Here is a 15,499-nt window from a genome sequence, read left to right on the forward strand (position 1 = left end):
GGGCGGAATGTCCATCTCCAGGTATAGGTAAACGGTGTTGACCTTGTCAAGTCGATATCACCGGGGACGATTCGGTAGGCGAACCGGCAGCCGGGGTGTCAACCTGGAATCCGCACAGTCAGAGCAGGTCCGCCGAAGGGTGTGGAGATGGACGGTACGGACGGAACCGGAAGCGGTGCCGGGCCCGCCCGCGGCCGCGAGGCGACCAGAGAGCGCATCCTGGCCAGTGCCCGGGAGCTCTTCACGGAGGAGGGCTACGGCGCCGTGTCCTCGCGCAAGATCGCCGCGCACGCCGGGGTCAACGTCGCCCTGATCAACCGCTACTTCGGCGCCAAGCGCGGCCTGCTCACCGAGATCCTGCGCGAGGACGGCGTCTTCCCCGGCCTGATCGAGGGGGACCGGGACACCCTCACCCGGCGGCTGGCCGAGCACGTGGTGAGCCGCCTGCACGGCGAGAGCAGCGCCCTCCAGCGCGCCTTGGACCACTCGGCGGGCGACCCCGACCTCCAGGCGGTCTACCAGGGGCGCATCACCAGCGCCCTGATCGACCCCCTGGAGGCCTACCTCGGCGGCGGCACCGGAGCGCGCGCGAACGCCTCCCTGGTGACCGCGCTGATGCTGGGCATCACCCGGGTCCGCCTGGTCGAGGGCGCCACGGCGCTGCGCGCCCAGGCCCGGGAGGACCTCACCCGCCGGGTCGAGGCGCTCCTCGACCTGTGCCTGGAGGACTTCGCCGGGGAGTGACCCCGCCCGCCGCCCGGTACCTCCCGGCCGTCGTCCGCCGACGCCCTCCCGTCGCCCGCCACCGCCCTCGAAGGACGGCCTGCGGCCGGCCCGCCTTCCGGGGGCGGCCCTCGACCGACGGCACCTCCCACGGACGGCCTGCGGGCCCTGTTTTGCCGGATCGGCAAGGAGAGTGGCGTACCGGGGCCCCGGCGGTGAGTCTGGTCGTGGAGGTGGTCGACGATGACCGATGAGCAGTTCCCCGACGCGCCCCCGCCGGAGATGTTCCGCGCGGAGTACTGGGACGAGCGCTTCGCCGCGCCGGAGCGGATCTGGAGCGGGAACCCCAACGTCGCGCTGGTGGCCGAGGCGGCCGGCCTGGAGCCGGGCCGGGCGCTGGAGGTCGGCAGCGGCGAGGGCGACGACGCCCGGTGGCTGGCCGAGCGGGGCTGGGAGGTGACCGCCACGGACATCTCCGCGGTGGCCCTGGAGAAGGCGGCCGCCCGGGTCGCCGAGCAGGTGCCCGAGGCCGCCGCCCGGATCACGTGGCGGCAGGCCGACATCTACACGTGGGTGCCGCCGGAGGGCGCCTACGACCTGGTGACCTCGCACTACCTGCCGCCGCGCCCGGAGCGGCGGGCGGAGGTGTTCGGCGGGCTGGCCGCGGCGGTCGCCCCGGGCGGGACCCTGCTGCTGGTCTCCCACGCCCTGCGCGACCTGGAGGACGGGGTGCCGCGCCCGCCGTGGCCGGAGATGTTCCCGACCCTGGAGGACATGGCGGCCCTGGTCCCCGAGGACCGCTGGGAGACGGTGACCCTGGAGGAGCGGCCGCGCCCGGCCGTCTACAACGGCACCGAGTACACCATCCACGACGTGGTCCTGCGCGCCCGCCGCCGCTCCTGACGCCGGGGCCCGCCCGCCGTCCCCGCGGACGGCGGGCGGACCCGTACCCGGCCGCGGGGCCGCGCCCCGGGCCCGCCTCGGCGGCGCGGGGCGCCCGGCGCCCCGCCGCCGAGACGGGACCCGGAGACGCCCGTGTCCGGGCGCTGCGGTCTCACGCGCCCGCGGTCGGGTGCCGCGCGCCGGGGCCCGGAGGAGCCTGCGTCCGGGCGCCGCGGTCTCGTGCGCCTGCGTCCGGGCGCCATGGTCTTGTGCGCCTATGGTCGGGTGCCGCGCGCCGGAACCTGGAGGTGCCTGCGTTCGGGCGCTGCGGTCTCACGCGCCCGCGGTCGGGTGCCGCGCGGCGCGCGGTCCTACCCCTCGGGATCGCGCGGAAGCAGGGAGCCCAGCGGCCCCAGGTCCAGGTTGAGGTCGGCGGCGGTGAGGCCGTAGCGGTCGCGCAGCTCGGTCATGCGCTCCTCCAGCAGCATGAGGGTCATGCCGATCCGCTCCTCCTGGTCCTCGGTGAGGTCCCCCTGGTCCACGCGCCGCAGGGCCTGCCTCTCCATGAGCTGCCGCACGAGCTCGACCACGGTGAGCACGAGCTTGATCAGGTCGCGCTCGACCGTGTCGGGCTCGGTCTCGATGCGGTGGCGGAGCCGCTGCCGGGCCGAACCGGAGTGCGCGCCCGCGCCCTCCTCCCGCCGCTCCGCCGTCGCGTCCAGCACGTCCCGGAGCGGAGCGAGGACGCCGTCCACACCGTTCGCGCCGGCCTCCCGCGCCTCGTCCGGGTCCGCGCGGGCCGTGGTCCCCGGAGGGCGTCCGTCCGTCTCCGACATCGCTTCACCCCTTCCCGGGCGGGTTCCCGTCATGGCCGGATCCACCCGCTCAGGGGGTGGCCGTGCTCCCAGGGCGAGGGCACGTCCTCGTTGATCGACGAGACCAGCGCGCGCAGGGAGATCCTGACGAGGTCCACGTCCGCGATGGACACGGTCACGTCCCCGGTGATCATCACGCCCTTGGCCAGGACCCTGTCGAGGAGGTCGACCAGGGAGATCTCGCGGTCGGCCAGGGGGAGGTCCTCGTCGAGCACCGTGGTCAGGGATCGGGCCTCCCCGAAGGGGGAGCCGTCCGCCGGCGGTCCTTCCCTCTCCCGGGGCGCCGGGCTCACGTCCCCTCCCCGTCCGTGCGCAGGGACGCGAACGAATAGGGGGTCCACGGCCCGGAGGCCTCCACCCTGGTGCCCTCCGGCGCCTCGGCCGCCAGCGCCTCCACGGCCCCGACGAACTCCGCCGCCCGCCCCCGGTCCACGAGGTAGGCGCTGTTCATGACGTTCTCGCCGGAGGACTCCGACAGGGCCGCGTTCTGCGGCTGGTGCCGCACCCGGGCGAGGGAGTGCCGCTCCAGGGCCAGGGACACGCGCTCGCACAGGTCGGACGCCTTCTCCCACGTGTCGTCGCGCCGGTCGCGCTGCTCCCTGCGCCTGCGCAGATACGCCTTGCCCGGGCTCTCCCCGGGGAGGGGGGCCGCGGGTTCGGGGGCGCGCGCCGGGCGGGCCGCCTCGGCGTACACCTTCACCCCGAACTCGACCCGGCCCGCCAGGGAGTCCAGGGTCTCCTCGAAGGCCGCGGCGTTCTCGTCGAGCACCTCCCGCACCCGGTCGTCGCTCCGGTAGACGGTGGCCAGCCTCAGGGGGGCGGTCACCGACCGCGCGGCCACCCCGGCCACGACGCCGTGGTGCGCCCGCGCCACCTCCTCCAGCCACCGGAGGTCTTCCAGCCTGGTGCGCAGGGCCTGTTCGTCGAACTCGGCGGCGGGGACGGTGCTGATCACGGCGGCGAGCCCGCCCCGGGTGACGAGGTGGACGGGGTGGCCGCCCACACCGGTGAGCCCGTCGAGCTCCCCGGGGTCGAAGGGCCGGCACACGGCGTAGGCGTAACTCGCCTGTTCAGCCCGGTTCATGGCCGTCCTCCTCCAGCCGTTCCGTCCTCGCGTCCTCGACGGAGGCCGCCGCCTCCGGCGCCTCCACCTGCCCCGCCCGGTGCTCCTCCAGGGCCGCGAGGCGCTCGCGCAGCCGCTCGTTCTCCGCGGCCAGCTCGTCGTTCCGGCGCCGGGAGGCACCGGAGGACAGCGCCGGGTCGTGCTCCCACCAGTCGATGCCCATCTCCTTGGCCTTGTCGACCGAGGCGACGAGCAGCCGGAGCTTGACCGTGAGGAGTTCGATGTCCAGCAGGTTGATCTTGATGTCGCCCGCGATCACGACGCCCTTGTCGAGAACGCGTTCCAGGACGTCGGCCAGATTGGCGGACGACGCCCTTCCCGAAGGGCGGATCTCGCTGGGACCGCCCCGCCAGGGTGTGGGTTCACTCATGGGTATCGGCCCTCCGTCCGCGCCGTCTCCGCGGGTCCGGTGTCACGTGCGCGCGCCCGGCGGCGGAGCCGCGGCCCGCTGCGCCGGGCGCCCCCTCTCAGCGCGGCTCGGGCTCGTCCTCCTCGTCATCCTCGATCTCCTCCCCGTCCTCCAGGTCATCCCCGTCCTCCTCGAAGTCCTCCTCATCGAGGTCCTCGTCCTCGAGGTCCTCGTCCTCGAGGTCCTCGTCCTCGGCGGGCTCCTCCTCGGCCCCGTCCTCGGGCTCGTCCTCCTCGTCCTCGAACCCCTCGTCGGGACCGCCCTCCGGGCCGTTCCGTCCGCGCTCGGCGCCCAAGGCGGCGAGCGCCTCCCGCTCCTCGTCGTCCAGCCCGGCGAGCTCCTCGCGCTCCTCGGGGGACAGGTCCTCGAGTTCGGCCCACTCCCGCGCGGTGAGGCCCGCCTCCTCCAGGGCGAGGGCGTCCTCGTGCGAGAGGACCACCTCGCCCCCGCGGATCTCGCCGCGCCAGCCCTCGACCTCGCGCTCCCCCTCGCGGCCGAGCATCATCACCCGGCGCCGGTAGTTCTTGAAGTCCGCGCGCACGCGCCTGCCCTGGGCCCGCCACAGGTTGCCGGTGCGCTCCATGAGGCCCTTGGGCCGGTACTCGATGAGCAGCAGGACCCGGGTCAGGGACGGCCCCAGGGCGTGGAAGGTGACGACCCCCCGCATCGTGCCCTTGTCGCTCTCCGTGGACCACGCGATCCGCTCGTCCGGGACCTGCTCGGTGACCACGGCGTCCCAGCTGCGGCTGGACCAGAAGATCCTGCCCTCCCAGTGGGAGGAGGCGTCGCCGGTCCTCTCCACGTTCCGCACGCCCCTGGTGAACGCGCCGAACTCCGGGAGGCGGGTCCACTGGTCGTAGGCCACGCGGACGGGGACGCCCACGTCGAGGTCCTCGGTGATGACCACCGGAGGGGCCCCGTCCGAACCGGAGTCCTTCCCGCGGAAGATCCGCTCGGCCCTGCGGCCCAGCCCCCGGGCCCCGCCGGAGACGAGGGCGCTCGCGGCGTTCTTCCCCTCCGCGAGCCTGCTCCCCACCTCGGCGGCGACCGGGGACGAGGAGGAGTCCCCGGAACCGAGGCGCTCCACGGCGGAGCCGAGCCTGCGCGCGGCCCCGTGGACCAGGCTGCTCGCCTTGACCGAGAGGTAGTCCTGGAGGGCGTCGGCGAGCCGGGACGTCCCCTCGTGTTCGTCGGCCGCGGCCCGCAGGCGCGCCAGCGGGCCGGCCTCCTCAGTCCTCGTCACGGTCCTCCCCCTCGTCATCGGCGGCGCGCTTGCGCCGGGAGGCGGTCTTGCGCGCGGCGCCCGCGGTCCGCCCGGCGGCACTCTTGGCCCGCTCGGCCCCCGACCGGGCGCGCCCGCGCTTGCGGGTCCCCTTCGCTCCGGAGGTCCCGCCCTTCGCCGAGCCCTCGTCCTCGGAGGAGTCCTCCTTCTCCGGCTCCTCCGGCGGGCCCCCGTCCTCCGACTCGGCCTCGGCATCCGGCCGGCCGTCCCCGGAGTCCTCGGAGCCGCCCTTCTCGGGGGCGAGGCCCTCGCGCAGGCGCGAGGTCCGGTTCTCGAGGGACTCGGCCAGACCGCCGGCCCACCTGTCGGCGATGCCGCCCACCGCCGCCCTGCCGGCCTCGACCAGCTGCTCACGGGACTGGAGCTTCAGATCACCGACCGCGGGCAGGGAGGAGACCTCCTTGAGCAGGTCCCGTCCGATCCTGCGCGGGTCGATGTCGAGCTTCTTCGCCCCCAGGTAGAGGCCGAGCGCGATGGCGAGCTTCAGCTTCCTCCGTCGTCCCAGGACGTAACCGCCCGCCACCGCGGCCACGATCTTGGCTGTGTCCCCCACCGGGTCTCACCTCACTGGTCTCTCGTCGTTCCCCGCTGGAACTCCTCGGCCTCTTCCAGCCGGTCCAGCAGTTCGTCCTCGGCCCGGTCGAAATCGCTCTCGGAGATCTCACCGCGGTCGAGGCGGTCGGACAGCTCCGCGAGCTCGGAGCGGATACGGGCCGGGTCGTACGCCTCCCGCTCCGCCGCGCCCACCACCTGGTGCATCGTCCAGTCCACGAAACGGACGGGAGCCAGGGGGGCGCTGAGGATGGCACTGAGAATTCCCATGGCGCTCCTCGGTCAGGGGCCGTCGGGCCCCGACGGCCGGTTCGGAGGAGGGGTCACGAAGCTGTACGGGGGCAGGGGGCCGTTGACCCGGATCTCCATGGAGGAGCCCGCCTCCTGCTGGAGCCGCGCCGCCTCCTTCAGGAAGCCCTCGACGCGGTCCCGGGGGACGAGGAAGGAGGTGTTCACGAAGGACGCCCCCACGGGCTCGCCCTCGCCGACGCCGTCGGCGAAGCCCTGGAGCGGCCGCAGCACGGCGGCGTCCCTGCGGCGCAGCTCCTCCACCGCGTGGTGGACCCGTTCGCCGAAGGCCATGCGCTCGGCGGGGCTCCCGCCCCCGGCCTCGCGGAGGGCCTCGTTCTCGGCCCGCAGGCCCGCGTCGCCGCGCAGCGCCTCGGCCAGGACGGCCTCCTCGACGTGCTCGGCCTTGACGTTGAACTCCACCCGGTCCCGGAGCCGGTCGAGCAGTTCGGAGTAGTGGTCCGCGGAGCGGGCGAGCTCCGCGGCCACCGCATCGTCGTCCTCGCTCAGGGAGCCGAAGCGCAGGGGCAGGACGGCGCCCGCCTCGGCCAGGTCCTGGAGCACGTTCTGGTGGGCGGTGAGGTCCCGCCGCTTCGCCCGGAGCCCCTCGGGCGCGTCGCTGACGGCGGCGGCCAGGCCGCTGCCGCGGACGAAGCGGACCGGGGCCCCCTCCTCGCCCACGCCGCTCAGCTTCATTCCGTCGAGGTCGTCCCTGTCGCGGACGATCCCGTAGACGTAGGTGCTCACTCCTCTTCCTCCTTCTTGGCCGAGGTGCGGCGGCGCGAGGAACGGGCGGGCTGCTTCTCCTTCTCCTTCTCGTCCGACTTCCCGCTGGAGAAGGAGTCGGAGATGGCCTCGGCCGCACCGGCGATCGCGCCCTTGGACTTGCTGCGGGCGCCCTTCTCCATGCCTCCGTTGACCAGGTCGGGCAGGCCCGCGCCACCACTGCTGGTGAGGTCCAGCCGGTTGCACGCCTCCGCGAAGCGCAGGTAGGTGTCGACGCTGGCCACCACGATCCGCACGTCCACCGTGAGCAGTTCGATGCCCACGAGCGAGACCCTGGCGAACACGTCGATCACCAGCCCCTTGTCCAAGATGAGGTCCAAGACCTCGTAAAGGTTGCCCGAGCTGCGGCCCCCTCCACCTGACTGCTGCACCACCGTCATCGGAATCTCCCCTTTCCGTACGGTTCTTCCGTCTGGTCGGACGCGCTCGTCCCGTCCCCCCGGCCTCAGCGGCCGTCGGACCGGCCCCGGGTGTAGCGCTCGGTGCGCCGGTAGCCCTGGAGCTCTCCGTCCGAATCGATCCGGACGGAGTACGTGGCCAGGAGGCTCACCGTGTCGGGGATCCGGCGCAACTCGACGACCTCGAAGGTCAGAACCCAGCCGTCGTCGGACGACTCGAAGCCGGAGACGCCTTCGACCTCCAGTCCGGTGAGTTCCTCGAACTGCTCCTGGGCCTCGCGCAGGCGACGCATCATCGACTTCCGCCCTTCCGTGCGCGAGGACGACTCCTGGTCCCTGCCGTCCTGACTCATGGATCTCCTGTCGGCCCATTACCGACTTTTCCCTGCCATGGCGTGTTCTCCGCCGACTAGCCCCAATGGCTCAAGCCAAACATCTCCCAGGTCAAAGGTGGGTCACCGATGCGGCGGATTCGCTTTTCCCGGGCGCGCGGCGGCGCGGGAGGGGTCCGTCGGCCGGTCCGCGCCGGACCGGGCACGCCTGCGAACCGCGGCAGCGGGGGTGTCTGCGCGCCGCCGGACCGGGCGCGCTTACGGGCCGTTCGACCGGGGCGTCTGTGGGCCGCGGGAGCGGAGGTGCTTGTGTGCTGCGGGGACGGAGGTGGGGCGGCGGGAACGTGGGCGGTCCGGGCGTGCCTGTGGATCGCGGGAGTGGGTGCGCCTGTGGGCTGTGGGGCCGGGGGTGCTTGTGTGCTGCGGGAGCGGAGGCGAGGGGTGCGGGGGAGACGGAACCGGGGCGGTCCGGGTGGCCGCAGGGCCGCGTGCGCTTTCGGGGGCACGGGAGGGAGCGGGTGCGGGGGAGGCGGGCACGGCGCCCGCGGGGAGGGGCGGTCCGGGCGTACTTGTGGATCGCGGGAGCGGGTGCGTCTGCGGGTCGTTCGACCGGGGCGTCTGTGGGCTGTGGGGTCGGGGGTGCTTGTGTGCTGCGGGAGCGGAGGCGAGGGGCGCGGGGGAGACGGGACCGGGGCGGTCCGGGTGGCCGCAGGGCCGCGTGCGCCTTCGGGGGTGCGGGAGGGAGCGGGTGCGGGGGAGGCGGGCACGGTGCCCGCGGGGAGGGGCGGCGGGATCGGCGGGCGGGCCCGGAGCGCAGCCGGGCCCGCGGGGCCCCCGGGACGGGCCCGGGAACGCATCGGGGCGGCGCCCCCGCCGGGGGCGCCGCCCCGCACGGGCGCTAGTCGCGGAGCTTGGCGACGACGTCGATCTCCACCAGGATGTCGGCGAGGTCGGAGCCCACGGTGGTGCGCACCGGGTAGGGGGCGCTGAAGTGCTGCTCGTACACCGCGTTGTACTCGGCGAAGTCGCGCTTGAGGTGCTCCAGGTGCACCGTGGTCTTGACGACGTCGTCGAGGGTCAGGCCGTGCTCGGCCAGCACGGCGGAGATGTTGGCCAGGACCTGCGCGGTCTGCTCCCCGACGGTCGGGGCGACCTCGCCGGTCGCCGGGTCCTGCGGGCCGAAGCCCGCGGTGAAGAGGAACCCGCCCGCGACGATCCCCTGGCTGTAGGCGCCGGCGGGGGCGGGGGCGTTGTCCGTACGGACCGCCTTCTTGGACATCCGTGGTCTCCTTGTGGTCGCGGGTCTCGCGTGCCGGGCCCGCCTCGTCGATAATGCCTGTACCGACGTGCTTACGGATGCACATGCGAATGCGCACACCGGTGCACACGTCGAGCGGCGGGGCGGCCTGGATCACGCTTATTGGCAACAAAGTTACCGATTTTGTTCCCGGAAGCGTATCTTGGCCTCACCGACATCCGGTCGACGACACACCCGGCCGGTCGGTCCCCCGAGCGGTGACCCGACCCCCTGAGTGGAGGACACAGTGCAGCCCGAGACCGTATTGGCCGGGGGACGGGTGGTCGACGGCACCGGCGGACCCTCCAGGCCCGCCGACGTCGTGCTGCGCGGCGACCGCATCGCCCACATCGTCCCACCCGGCGCCGGCCGGCGGATGACCGGCACCGGCGGCGGACCCGCCGAGGTCGTCGACATCTCGGGGCGCGTGCTGGCACCCGGGTTCATCGACATGCACTCCCACTCCGACCTCGCCGTGCTGGCCGACCCCGGGCACGAGGCCAAGGTCCTCCAGGGCGTCACCCTGGAGGTCGTCGGGCAGGACGGCCTGGGCTACGCCCCCGTCACCGACGACACCGTCGAGGAGCTGCGCGCCCAGCTCGCGGGCTGGAACGGCACCCCCGACCTGGACCACGCCTGGCGCGGCATCGGCGGCTACCTCGACCGGGTCGACGCCGGGGCGCCCGTCAACGTCGCCCACCTGGTCCCGCAGGGCAACGTCCGCATGGCCGTCCTGGGCGGCGAGGACCGCGCGCCCACCGGGGCGGAGCTCGACCGCATGCGCGCCATCGTCGCCGCCGGCATGGCCGACGGCGCGCACGGGCTCTCCTCCGGGCTCACCTACACCCCCGGCATGTACGCCACCGACGACGAGATCGTCGCGCTGCTGGCCCCCGTCCGCGAGGCGGGCGGCTACTACTGCCCCCACCACCGCAACTACGGCTCCCGCGTGGTGGAGTCCTACCAGGAGTGCCTGGACGTCGCCCGGCGCGCCCAGGTGGCCCTGCACCTGGCGCACTGCCACGTCAACTTCCCGCAGAACCGGGGCCGGGCGCCCGAGGTCCTGGACGCCATCGACGAGGCCACCGTCCGCCACGGCCTCGACGTCACGCTCGACTCCTACCCCTACCGGGCCAGCGCCACCTACCTGGGCGCACCGCTGCCCAGCTGGGCGCAGACCGGCGGCACCGCCGCCACCCTGGAGCGCCTGCGCGACCCGGCCACCCGCGCCCGCATCCTCCACGAGATCGAGGTGGAGGGCACGGACGGCAACCACGGCGTCCCCATGGACTGGTCCGCGATCGTGGTCACCGGCACCGCCGACCCCGGCCTCTCCTGGGCGGTCGGCGCGTCCGTCGCCGAGCTGGCCGCCCGCCGCGGCCGCGAGGCGGGCGACCTGTACATGGAGCTGCTCATCGCGGACGAGCTCCGCAGCGGCTGCCTGCTCCAGGTCGGCAACGAGGAGAACATCCGCACCATCATGCGGCACAGCTCCCACACCGCCGGCAGCGACGGCATCCTGGTCGGCGCCAAGCCCCACCCGCGCGGCTGGGGCACCTTCCCCCGCTACCTCGGCCACTACGTGCGCGAACTCGGGGTGCTCGGCCTGGAGGAGTGCGTCCGCCACCTCACCTCGCGCCCCGCGCGCCGGCTGGGCCTGGCCGACCGCGGCGTGGTCCAGCTCGGCGCCGTGGCCGACCTGGTGGTGTTCGACCCCGACACCGTCGACGCCCGCGCCACCTACGACGAACCCCGGCTCCCCCCGATCGGCATCGAGCACGTCCTGGTCGCCGGGGAGTTCACCGTCCGCGACGGGCGGCGGACCGACCGCCTGCCCGGCCGCTCCGTCCGAAGGGAACGGCGATGAGCACACCCACCCGGCCCGACGCGGTCTGCGTCGGCGAGACCATGGCGGTGCTGCACAGCGCCGAGCCGCTCGCCGCCGGAGCGAGCCTGACCCTGGGCACCGGCGGCGCGGAGTCCAACGTCGCCGTCGCCCTGGCCCGCCTGGGGCACACCGCCGCCTGGGTGAGCCGGGTGGGCGACGACCCCTTCGGCCGGATCGTCACCGACGCCGTCGCCGAACGGGGCGTGGACGTGAGCGGTGTGACCGTGGACCCCGGGCGCCCCACCGGCCTGTACGTCAAGGACACCGCGCCCGGCGGCGCCGGGGTCCTGTACTACCGCTCCTCCTCGGCCGCCTCTGCGCTGTCCGCCGTCGACGCCGACCGGGTGTGGTCGTTCGGGGCCCGGCTGGTCCACCTGTCCGGGATCACCCCGGCGCTGTCCGCCCAGGCCGCGGCCCTGGTCGAGCACCTGCTGACCGGGCACTCCGACGCCGGCGCCCTGCGCTCCTTCGACGTCAACCACCGGCCCGCGCTGTGGCCCGCCCGGGCCGCCGCCCACATCCTGCTGGACCTGGCCCGGCGCGCCGACGTCGTGTTCGTCGGCCGGGACGAGGCCGAACGCCTGTGGGGCACGCCCACCGCGGAGGACGTGCGCGCGGTGCTGCCGGAGGTCCCGACCCTGGTGGTCAAGGACGCCGAGCACGGCGCTACCTGCTTCTCCGGCGCCGACGCGGTGTTCGAGCCGTCCCCGGAGGTGGACGTGGTGGAGGCCGTGGGCGCGGGCGACGCGTTCGCCGCCGGGTTCCTGTCCGGGCTGCTGGACGGCCTGCCCGTGCGGAGCCGCCTGCGCCTGGGGCACGCGGTGGCGGGGGAGGTGCTGCGCTCGCGCGGCGACACCCTGGAGGACCCGCCCCGGAGCGTCGCGGAGATCCGGGAGGGCGGTCCCGTCAGCCGATGACGATGGCGCCCGCCAGGACGGGGTCGCCGAAGCTCACGCTGCCGTGCCCGGAGGCGAGCGCGCGGCTGCCCTGGCAGCTGGTCCCGGCGAACAGCGCGAACTTGACCTTGGCCTCGGTGGCGATCGCGGTGACCCCGCCCTGGCCGGTCTTGAGCGCGCGGCAGCCGCCCTGCTCCACCGTCTGCTGGAAGCCGGACTCGAAGGTGATCTTCACCGGGGGCGCCTGGTCCTCCCGGCTGGACAGCCCTGCGATGGCTCCGGCGATGGTGGCGGACATGGTGGCGAGGTTCGCGGGGCGAATCGGCACGGGGCTCCCCTTCACGGCCGGCCTCGTCCGGCGTGCCGCCCGACGAGGTCCTGATCACGCTCTGTCACGTGTCTACAGGGGTCATTTAGCTACACGCGTGCGGCGAACGAGGGGAGCGCGGCCGGAGTGTCGGCGGATTTCTCCGTGTGGGACCGCATCCGTCGACGGACAAGCCGGGGCCGGATAGGATTTGCCGTGATACGGCCGGTGACACGGGGAGGGGACGCGGTGCACGCTCTGCTGCTGTTCCTCGCCGAACTCCTCTTCATCGGCCCCGGACCCGACGCCCTGCCCTCCGCCCCCATGGCGCTGCTGTTCGCCGCGGTGGGCGCCGCCGCCGTCGTCTGGTACCTGGCGTACGGCCCCGCGGCGGTCCCGGCGGGCGACACCACGGCCGGGCGGACGGGCGCGATGCGCCGCCGCTCGGAGCGGTCGGCGGTGCCGACCCTGCGCGACCCCGACGCGGCGGGCAGACCGCGTCCCAGAGCGCCCGGCGCGGCCCGGTAGCGGCCGCCCGACACCCGATCCCGTCGTTCCCGAACGCCCCTTCGGCGTCCCCGGGCGGCCCGACGTCCGCATTCTCCACCCCGGACGAAGGGTCCTTTCCACCGTGTACTCCGTGTGGCCGATCTCGGCCGTCATGTCCCTGCTCACCGCGGTCCTGACCGCCCTCACCGCCTTCTTCACACCCCTGGCGGGCGAACCCGCCGCGGCGCTGGCCGTGGTCGGCCTGACCGTCGCCGTCCGCCTGCTGCTCCTGCCCCTGGGGGTGATGCAGGTGCGCGCCGAGAAGGTCCGGACGCGCCTGGCGCCCCGGATCGCCGAGATCACGGCCCGGCACCGCGACGACCCGCAGAAGATGGTGGCCGCCCAGCAGAAGCTCTACGCCGAGGCGGGCACCTCGCCGCTGGCGGGCTGCCTGCCCTCGCTGGCGCAGCTGCCCGTGGTCATCGCCCTGTACGGGGTGTTCATCGGCCAGGGCCCCGGCGGCGGCGGGCTGTTGGAGCACACCCTGGCCGGGGTGGCGCTGAGCGCCACCCCGGTGGCGGCGGGCGGGCCGGGCGCCCTGGTCTTCGGCTCGCTGCTGGCCCTGCTGGCGCTGGTGGCGTGGGCCTCGCGCCGGTACCTCCCGATGCCCGCCGTCACCCCCGAGGCCGAGCGCATGGCCCGCGGCCCGATCTCGTACCTGCCGTTCATGACGGTGGTCGTCGCGGTGTTCGTGCCGCTGGCCGCGGGCCTGTACCTGCTGGCCTCGGGCGCGTGGGCGCTCGGCGAGCGGCTGCTGCTGCGCCGGGTGCTCCCCGAGCCCACCGTCCCCGCCGCCCGCTAGGAACCGGGGCCCGTCCGGCGGAAGCCCCCGCGGTTCGGCGCCTGCGCCGAAGGAGCACGGGCGGTCTCCCGCGAGGCGACGGGCGCGGGTCGGCCCGGGGCCGCCAGGCGGAACGACCCGCCGGACGGGCCCGGGGGCCGGGGCCCGTGCTCCGAATGCCCCCCTGTGCCATCGGGGGCCGGCGGGGCGCCCGGCGGGCCGCGGCGCAGCGGGGGCTCAGGAGGGCACGGCCTAGAACGCGACGCTGACGCAGGCGAGGCGGTCGCCCGCGGTGCCCGCCTCGCCGTGCTCCGTCGCGGTGTGCCGCTCGTGCAGCACCAGGGAGTTGGCCTCGCCCTCGCGGAACTCCCACGGCACGGTGGCGCTGGCCGTGCCGGCCCCGGCGGAGTCGGTGGTGAAGTCCAGCCAGATCTCGTTCTCGGGGTTGGCGTAGGCCGGGTCGGTGGAGGGGGTCTCCGCGTCGGCGGCCGGGTCCTGCTCGTTCTGGTAGTGCGGCCCGGCGTCCTCGGGCTTCTCCCCGCACGGCCGGGTGTGCACGTGCGCGCCGAAGTCGCGGTCGGCCTCCAGCCCGGTGCCGGTGAACTGAACGAACGTCGTGCCCTCCTGGGTGCGCACCTGGACGTCGGAGGTGGCGCCCTCGGGCACGGCGGTCTCGTCGTAGGTGATGGCGGCCCGGCTCTCCCCGGGGACCATGAAGATCCCGGCGGTGACGCTGGGGGAGGCGGTGGGCTGGACGCCTGCCGGGCTCTGCGGGGAGTCGGCCCCGCCCTCGTCTGAGCCCCCGGAGCAGCCGGTGGCGAGCAGCGCGGTCAGGGCCAGGGCCCCGGCGGTGAGCGGTGGCGTGCGCATGACGGAACTCCCGGTGGTTTCTCGACGGTCGTCCGCAAGGTTACCCAAAGCAATGGATTCATCGCTTTGAGTGCGGATTCAGGGTGTCGCGGGGGGAGGGAAATGCGTCCTGAGAGTGAAGGCCTCGGGGGAGGGGCCGTGTTCGCGCAACAGGTCGAGACGCCTCCCGGCCTCCTCGACACTCGGGATCGTACCGCTCGGAATCCACCACAGCACCAGGTGCGGGCCCTCCGACCGCTCGAACCACTCCCGCCGCCCGCGCAGCAGTTCGAGGTGGTCGGTCCGGTAGGTGAAGTCCCACAGGGTCTCCAGGTCCTCCCACACCGAGTAGTTGACCAGGTAGGAGTCCCCGAACGGGCGCAGGCCGGTCGCGTCCTCCTTGCCCTCCTCGATCAGGCGCCACACGAAGCCGGGGGCCTTCTCGGCCATCAGGTTGACCGGTTCGATCTGTGAGGTGAACCCCTCCATGGAGGGGTCGGAGAGGGGGGCCTTCAGGCGGCCGATGTTGAACTGGGCCAGCTGGTGGCCGGGGCGGGGGTCGCTCATGCGAGGTATCGGACCACGGCCCCGGCTTCTATGTCAATCTTTTTTGTTTTTAGAGATGACCACACAGCACCGGCCCGCCGCCGGGTCCAGTCGGGCCCGGCCGCCGTCCTCCCCGGCCGCCTCCAGCACCCCCCGCAGCAGTTCCAGGTTCAGACCGCAGGCCAGCGGCGGGAAGTCCCGCGCCAGCGCGTGGAACGGGCAGTTGCGCAACCGCAGGCAGCTCTCCCCGGGCTCCCCGCCCGGCACCTCCTCCGGCTCGTAGCCGCGCTCGCGCAGTAGCCCCTCCAGGGACTCCGCGGCCGATCCCCGGGCGATCCGCCGCCCCTCCTCGCGCGCGGCCGCGTGCAGCGCCTCCTCCGCGCCGTGCCGCTCCACCGCCTCCGCCAGCACCCGCGCCGCCAGCCCGTAGTCGCGCGGAGGCAGGTGCACCGACAGCTCCCGGTCGGCCCGCCGGTACAGCTTGGCCGGACGCCCCGCCCCCGGCCCCTCCCGGCCGTTCAGCCGCCGGTGCGCGGTCTCCAGCAGCCCCGCCTCGGCCAGCCGGTCCAGGTGGTGCGCGGCCAGCGTCCGCTGGATGCCGAGCGCCTGCGCGGCCTCGGCCCGGCCCACCTCGCCGCCCGACTCCACCACGAACTCGTACAGCCTGCGCCGCAGCGGGTCGGCCAGGGCCCCGGCGGCGTCGATCGAGGAGTCGTCCATGCCCCCATTGTCCGCG

21 protein-coding genes are annotated in these 15,499 nt (G+C 74.4%); 6 read left to right on the plus strand and 15 right to left on the minus strand.

Going from position 1 to position 15,499, the window contains the following annotated elements; genetic code table 11:
• The first annotated feature begins 147 nt into the window (after positions 1 to 147).
• Together K1J57_RS11385 and K1J57_RS11390 are read left to right on the plus strand one after the other, a co-directional pair.
• Positions 148 to 744, plus strand: coding sequence for a TetR/AcrR family transcriptional regulator (locus K1J57_RS11385; RefSeq protein ID WP_220564411.1), 597 nt, complete (start codon positions 148 to 150; stop codon positions 742 to 744).
• A gap of 222 nt (positions 745 to 966) precedes the next feature.
• Positions 967 to 1,626: a bifunctional 2-polyprenyl-6-hydroxyphenol methylase/3-demethylubiquinol 3-O-methyltransferase UbiG gene (locus tag K1J57_RS11390; protein ID WP_220564412.1), complete on the plus strand. Its 660-nt coding sequence runs from the start codon at positions 967 to 969 to the stop codon at positions 1,624 to 1,626.
• Between the two features lie 350 nt (positions 1,627 to 1,976).
• Here K1J57_RS11390 and K1J57_RS11395 read toward each other — a convergent pair whose 3' ends face one another.
• The 11 genes from K1J57_RS11395 to K1J57_RS11445 all read right to left on the minus strand — a co-directional run bounded on the left by K1J57_RS11395 (position 1,977) and on the right by K1J57_RS11445 (position 8,929).
• On the minus strand, positions 1,977 to 2,441 hold the full coding sequence (locus K1J57_RS11395; protein ID WP_220564413.1) for a gas vesicle protein K: 465 nt from the start codon (positions 2,439 to 2,441) through the stop codon (positions 1,977 to 1,979).
• A 29-nt stretch (positions 2,442 to 2,470) separates the two neighbouring features.
• Positions 2,471 to 2,773 (minus strand): gas vesicle protein, encoded by a 303-nt coding sequence (locus K1J57_RS11400; protein WP_220564414.1) that lies wholly within the window; start codon positions 2,771 to 2,773, stop codon positions 2,471 to 2,473.
• Positions 2,770 to 3,564, minus strand: a complete 795-nt coding sequence (locus K1J57_RS11405) for a GvpL/GvpF family gas vesicle protein (protein WP_220564415.1) — start codon at positions 3,562 to 3,564, stop codon at positions 2,770 to 2,772. Before K1J57_RS11405 ends, K1J57_RS11400 begins: the two co-directional genes overlap by 4 nt.
• Positions 3,551 to 3,973 carry a gas vesicle protein gene (locus tag K1J57_RS11410; RefSeq protein WP_220564416.1) on the minus strand — a complete coding sequence of 141 codons (423 nt, stop codon included), beginning with the start codon at positions 3,971 to 3,973 and terminating at the stop codon, positions 3,551 to 3,553. The genes K1J57_RS11405 and K1J57_RS11410 overlap by 14 nt, the downstream gene beginning before the upstream one ends.
• Positions 3,974 to 4,070: 97 nt before the next feature.
• On the minus strand, positions 4,071 to 5,255 hold the full coding sequence (locus K1J57_RS11415) for an SRPBCC family protein (protein WP_255646970.1): 1,185 nt from the start codon (positions 5,253 to 5,255) through the stop codon (positions 4,071 to 4,073).
• Positions 5,242 to 5,847, minus strand: coding sequence for a hypothetical protein (locus K1J57_RS11420; protein WP_220564418.1), 606 nt, complete (start codon positions 5,845 to 5,847; stop codon positions 5,242 to 5,244). The genes K1J57_RS11415 and K1J57_RS11420 overlap by 14 nt, the downstream gene beginning before the upstream one ends.
• 11 nt (positions 5,848 to 5,858) lie before the next feature.
• Entirely contained in the window at positions 5,859 to 6,116 is a 258-nt protein-coding gene (locus K1J57_RS11425; RefSeq protein ID WP_220564419.1) for a gas vesicle protein GvpG, read from the minus strand.
• A gap of 12 nt (positions 6,117 to 6,128) precedes the next feature.
• Positions 6,129 to 6,881, minus strand: a complete 753-nt coding sequence (locus K1J57_RS11430; protein WP_220564420.1) for a GvpL/GvpF family gas vesicle protein — start codon at positions 6,879 to 6,881, stop codon at positions 6,129 to 6,131.
• Complete coding sequence (gene gvpJ, locus K1J57_RS11435; protein ID WP_220564421.1) at positions 6,878 to 7,300, minus strand: gas vesicle protein GvpJ; 423 nt, start codon at positions 7,298 to 7,300, stop codon at positions 6,878 to 6,880. Before gvpJ ends, K1J57_RS11430 begins: the two co-directional genes overlap by 4 nt.
• A 65-nt stretch (positions 7,301 to 7,365) precedes the next feature.
• A complete protein-coding gene (locus K1J57_RS11440; protein ID WP_220564422.1) occupies positions 7,366 to 7,671 on the minus strand; it encodes a gas vesicle protein in 306 nt (101 codons plus the stop codon).
• Positions 7,672 to 8,548: 877 nt separating this feature from the next.
• A complete protein-coding gene (locus K1J57_RS11445) occupies positions 8,549 to 8,929 on the minus strand; it encodes a RidA family protein (protein ID WP_220564423.1) in 381 nt (126 codons plus the stop codon).
• A 265-nt stretch (positions 8,930 to 9,194) separates the two neighbouring features.
• Here K1J57_RS11445 and K1J57_RS11450 point away from each other — a divergent pair, with 265 nt between their 5' ends.
• Positions 9,195 to 10,814: an amidohydrolase family protein gene (locus K1J57_RS11450; RefSeq protein WP_220564424.1), complete on the plus strand. Its 1,620-nt coding sequence runs from the start codon at positions 9,195 to 9,197 to the stop codon at positions 10,812 to 10,814.
• Positions 10,811 to 11,752, plus strand: a complete 942-nt coding sequence (locus K1J57_RS11455) for a sugar kinase (RefSeq protein ID WP_220564425.1) — start codon at positions 10,811 to 10,813, stop codon at positions 11,750 to 11,752. Before K1J57_RS11450 ends, K1J57_RS11455 begins: the two co-directional genes overlap by 4 nt.
• Here K1J57_RS11455 and K1J57_RS11460 read toward each other — a convergent pair.
• Positions 11,742 to 12,059, minus strand: coding sequence for a hypothetical protein (locus tag K1J57_RS11460; protein WP_220564426.1), 318 nt, complete (start codon positions 12,057 to 12,059; stop codon positions 11,742 to 11,744). The genes K1J57_RS11455 and K1J57_RS11460 overlap by 11 nt on opposite strands.
• Positions 12,060 to 12,287: 228 nt before the next feature.
• Here K1J57_RS11460 and K1J57_RS11465 point away from each other — a divergent pair, with 228 nt between their 5' ends.
• On the plus strand, positions 12,288 to 12,566 hold the full coding sequence (locus K1J57_RS11465) for a DUF6412 domain-containing protein (protein ID WP_370634647.1): 279 nt from the start codon (positions 12,288 to 12,290) through the stop codon (positions 12,564 to 12,566).
• A gap of 103 nt (positions 12,567 to 12,669) precedes the next feature.
• On the plus strand, positions 12,670 to 13,389 hold the full coding sequence (locus K1J57_RS11470) for a YidC/Oxa1 family membrane protein insertase (protein ID WP_220564427.1): 720 nt from the start codon (positions 12,670 to 12,672) through the stop codon (positions 13,387 to 13,389).
• 231 nt (positions 13,390 to 13,620) lie between these two features.
• Here K1J57_RS11470 and K1J57_RS11475 read toward each other — a convergent pair whose 3' ends face one another.
• From K1J57_RS11475 to K1J57_RS11485, 3 genes are all read right to left on the minus strand, one after another.
• Positions 13,621 to 14,238: a superoxide dismutase family protein gene (locus tag K1J57_RS11475; protein WP_220564428.1), complete on the minus strand. Its 618-nt coding sequence runs from the start codon at positions 14,236 to 14,238 to the stop codon at positions 13,621 to 13,623.
• Positions 14,239 to 14,316: 78 nt separating this feature from the next.
• A complete protein-coding gene (locus K1J57_RS11480; RefSeq protein ID WP_220564429.1) occupies positions 14,317 to 14,784 on the minus strand; it encodes a DUF3291 domain-containing protein in 468 nt (155 codons plus the stop codon).
• A 33-nt stretch (positions 14,785 to 14,817) separates the two neighbouring features.
• Complete coding sequence (locus K1J57_RS11485; protein ID WP_220564430.1) at positions 14,818 to 15,483, minus strand: metalloregulator ArsR/SmtB family transcription factor; 666 nt, start codon at positions 15,481 to 15,483, stop codon at positions 14,818 to 14,820.
• Between the last annotated feature and the right edge of the window lie 16 nt (positions 15,484 to 15,499).

This window comes from Nocardiopsis sp. MT53, from assembly GCF_019598965.1.
Classification (GTDB): Bacteria; Actinomycetota; Actinomycetes; order Streptosporangiales; family Streptosporangiaceae; genus Nocardiopsis; species Nocardiopsis changdeensis.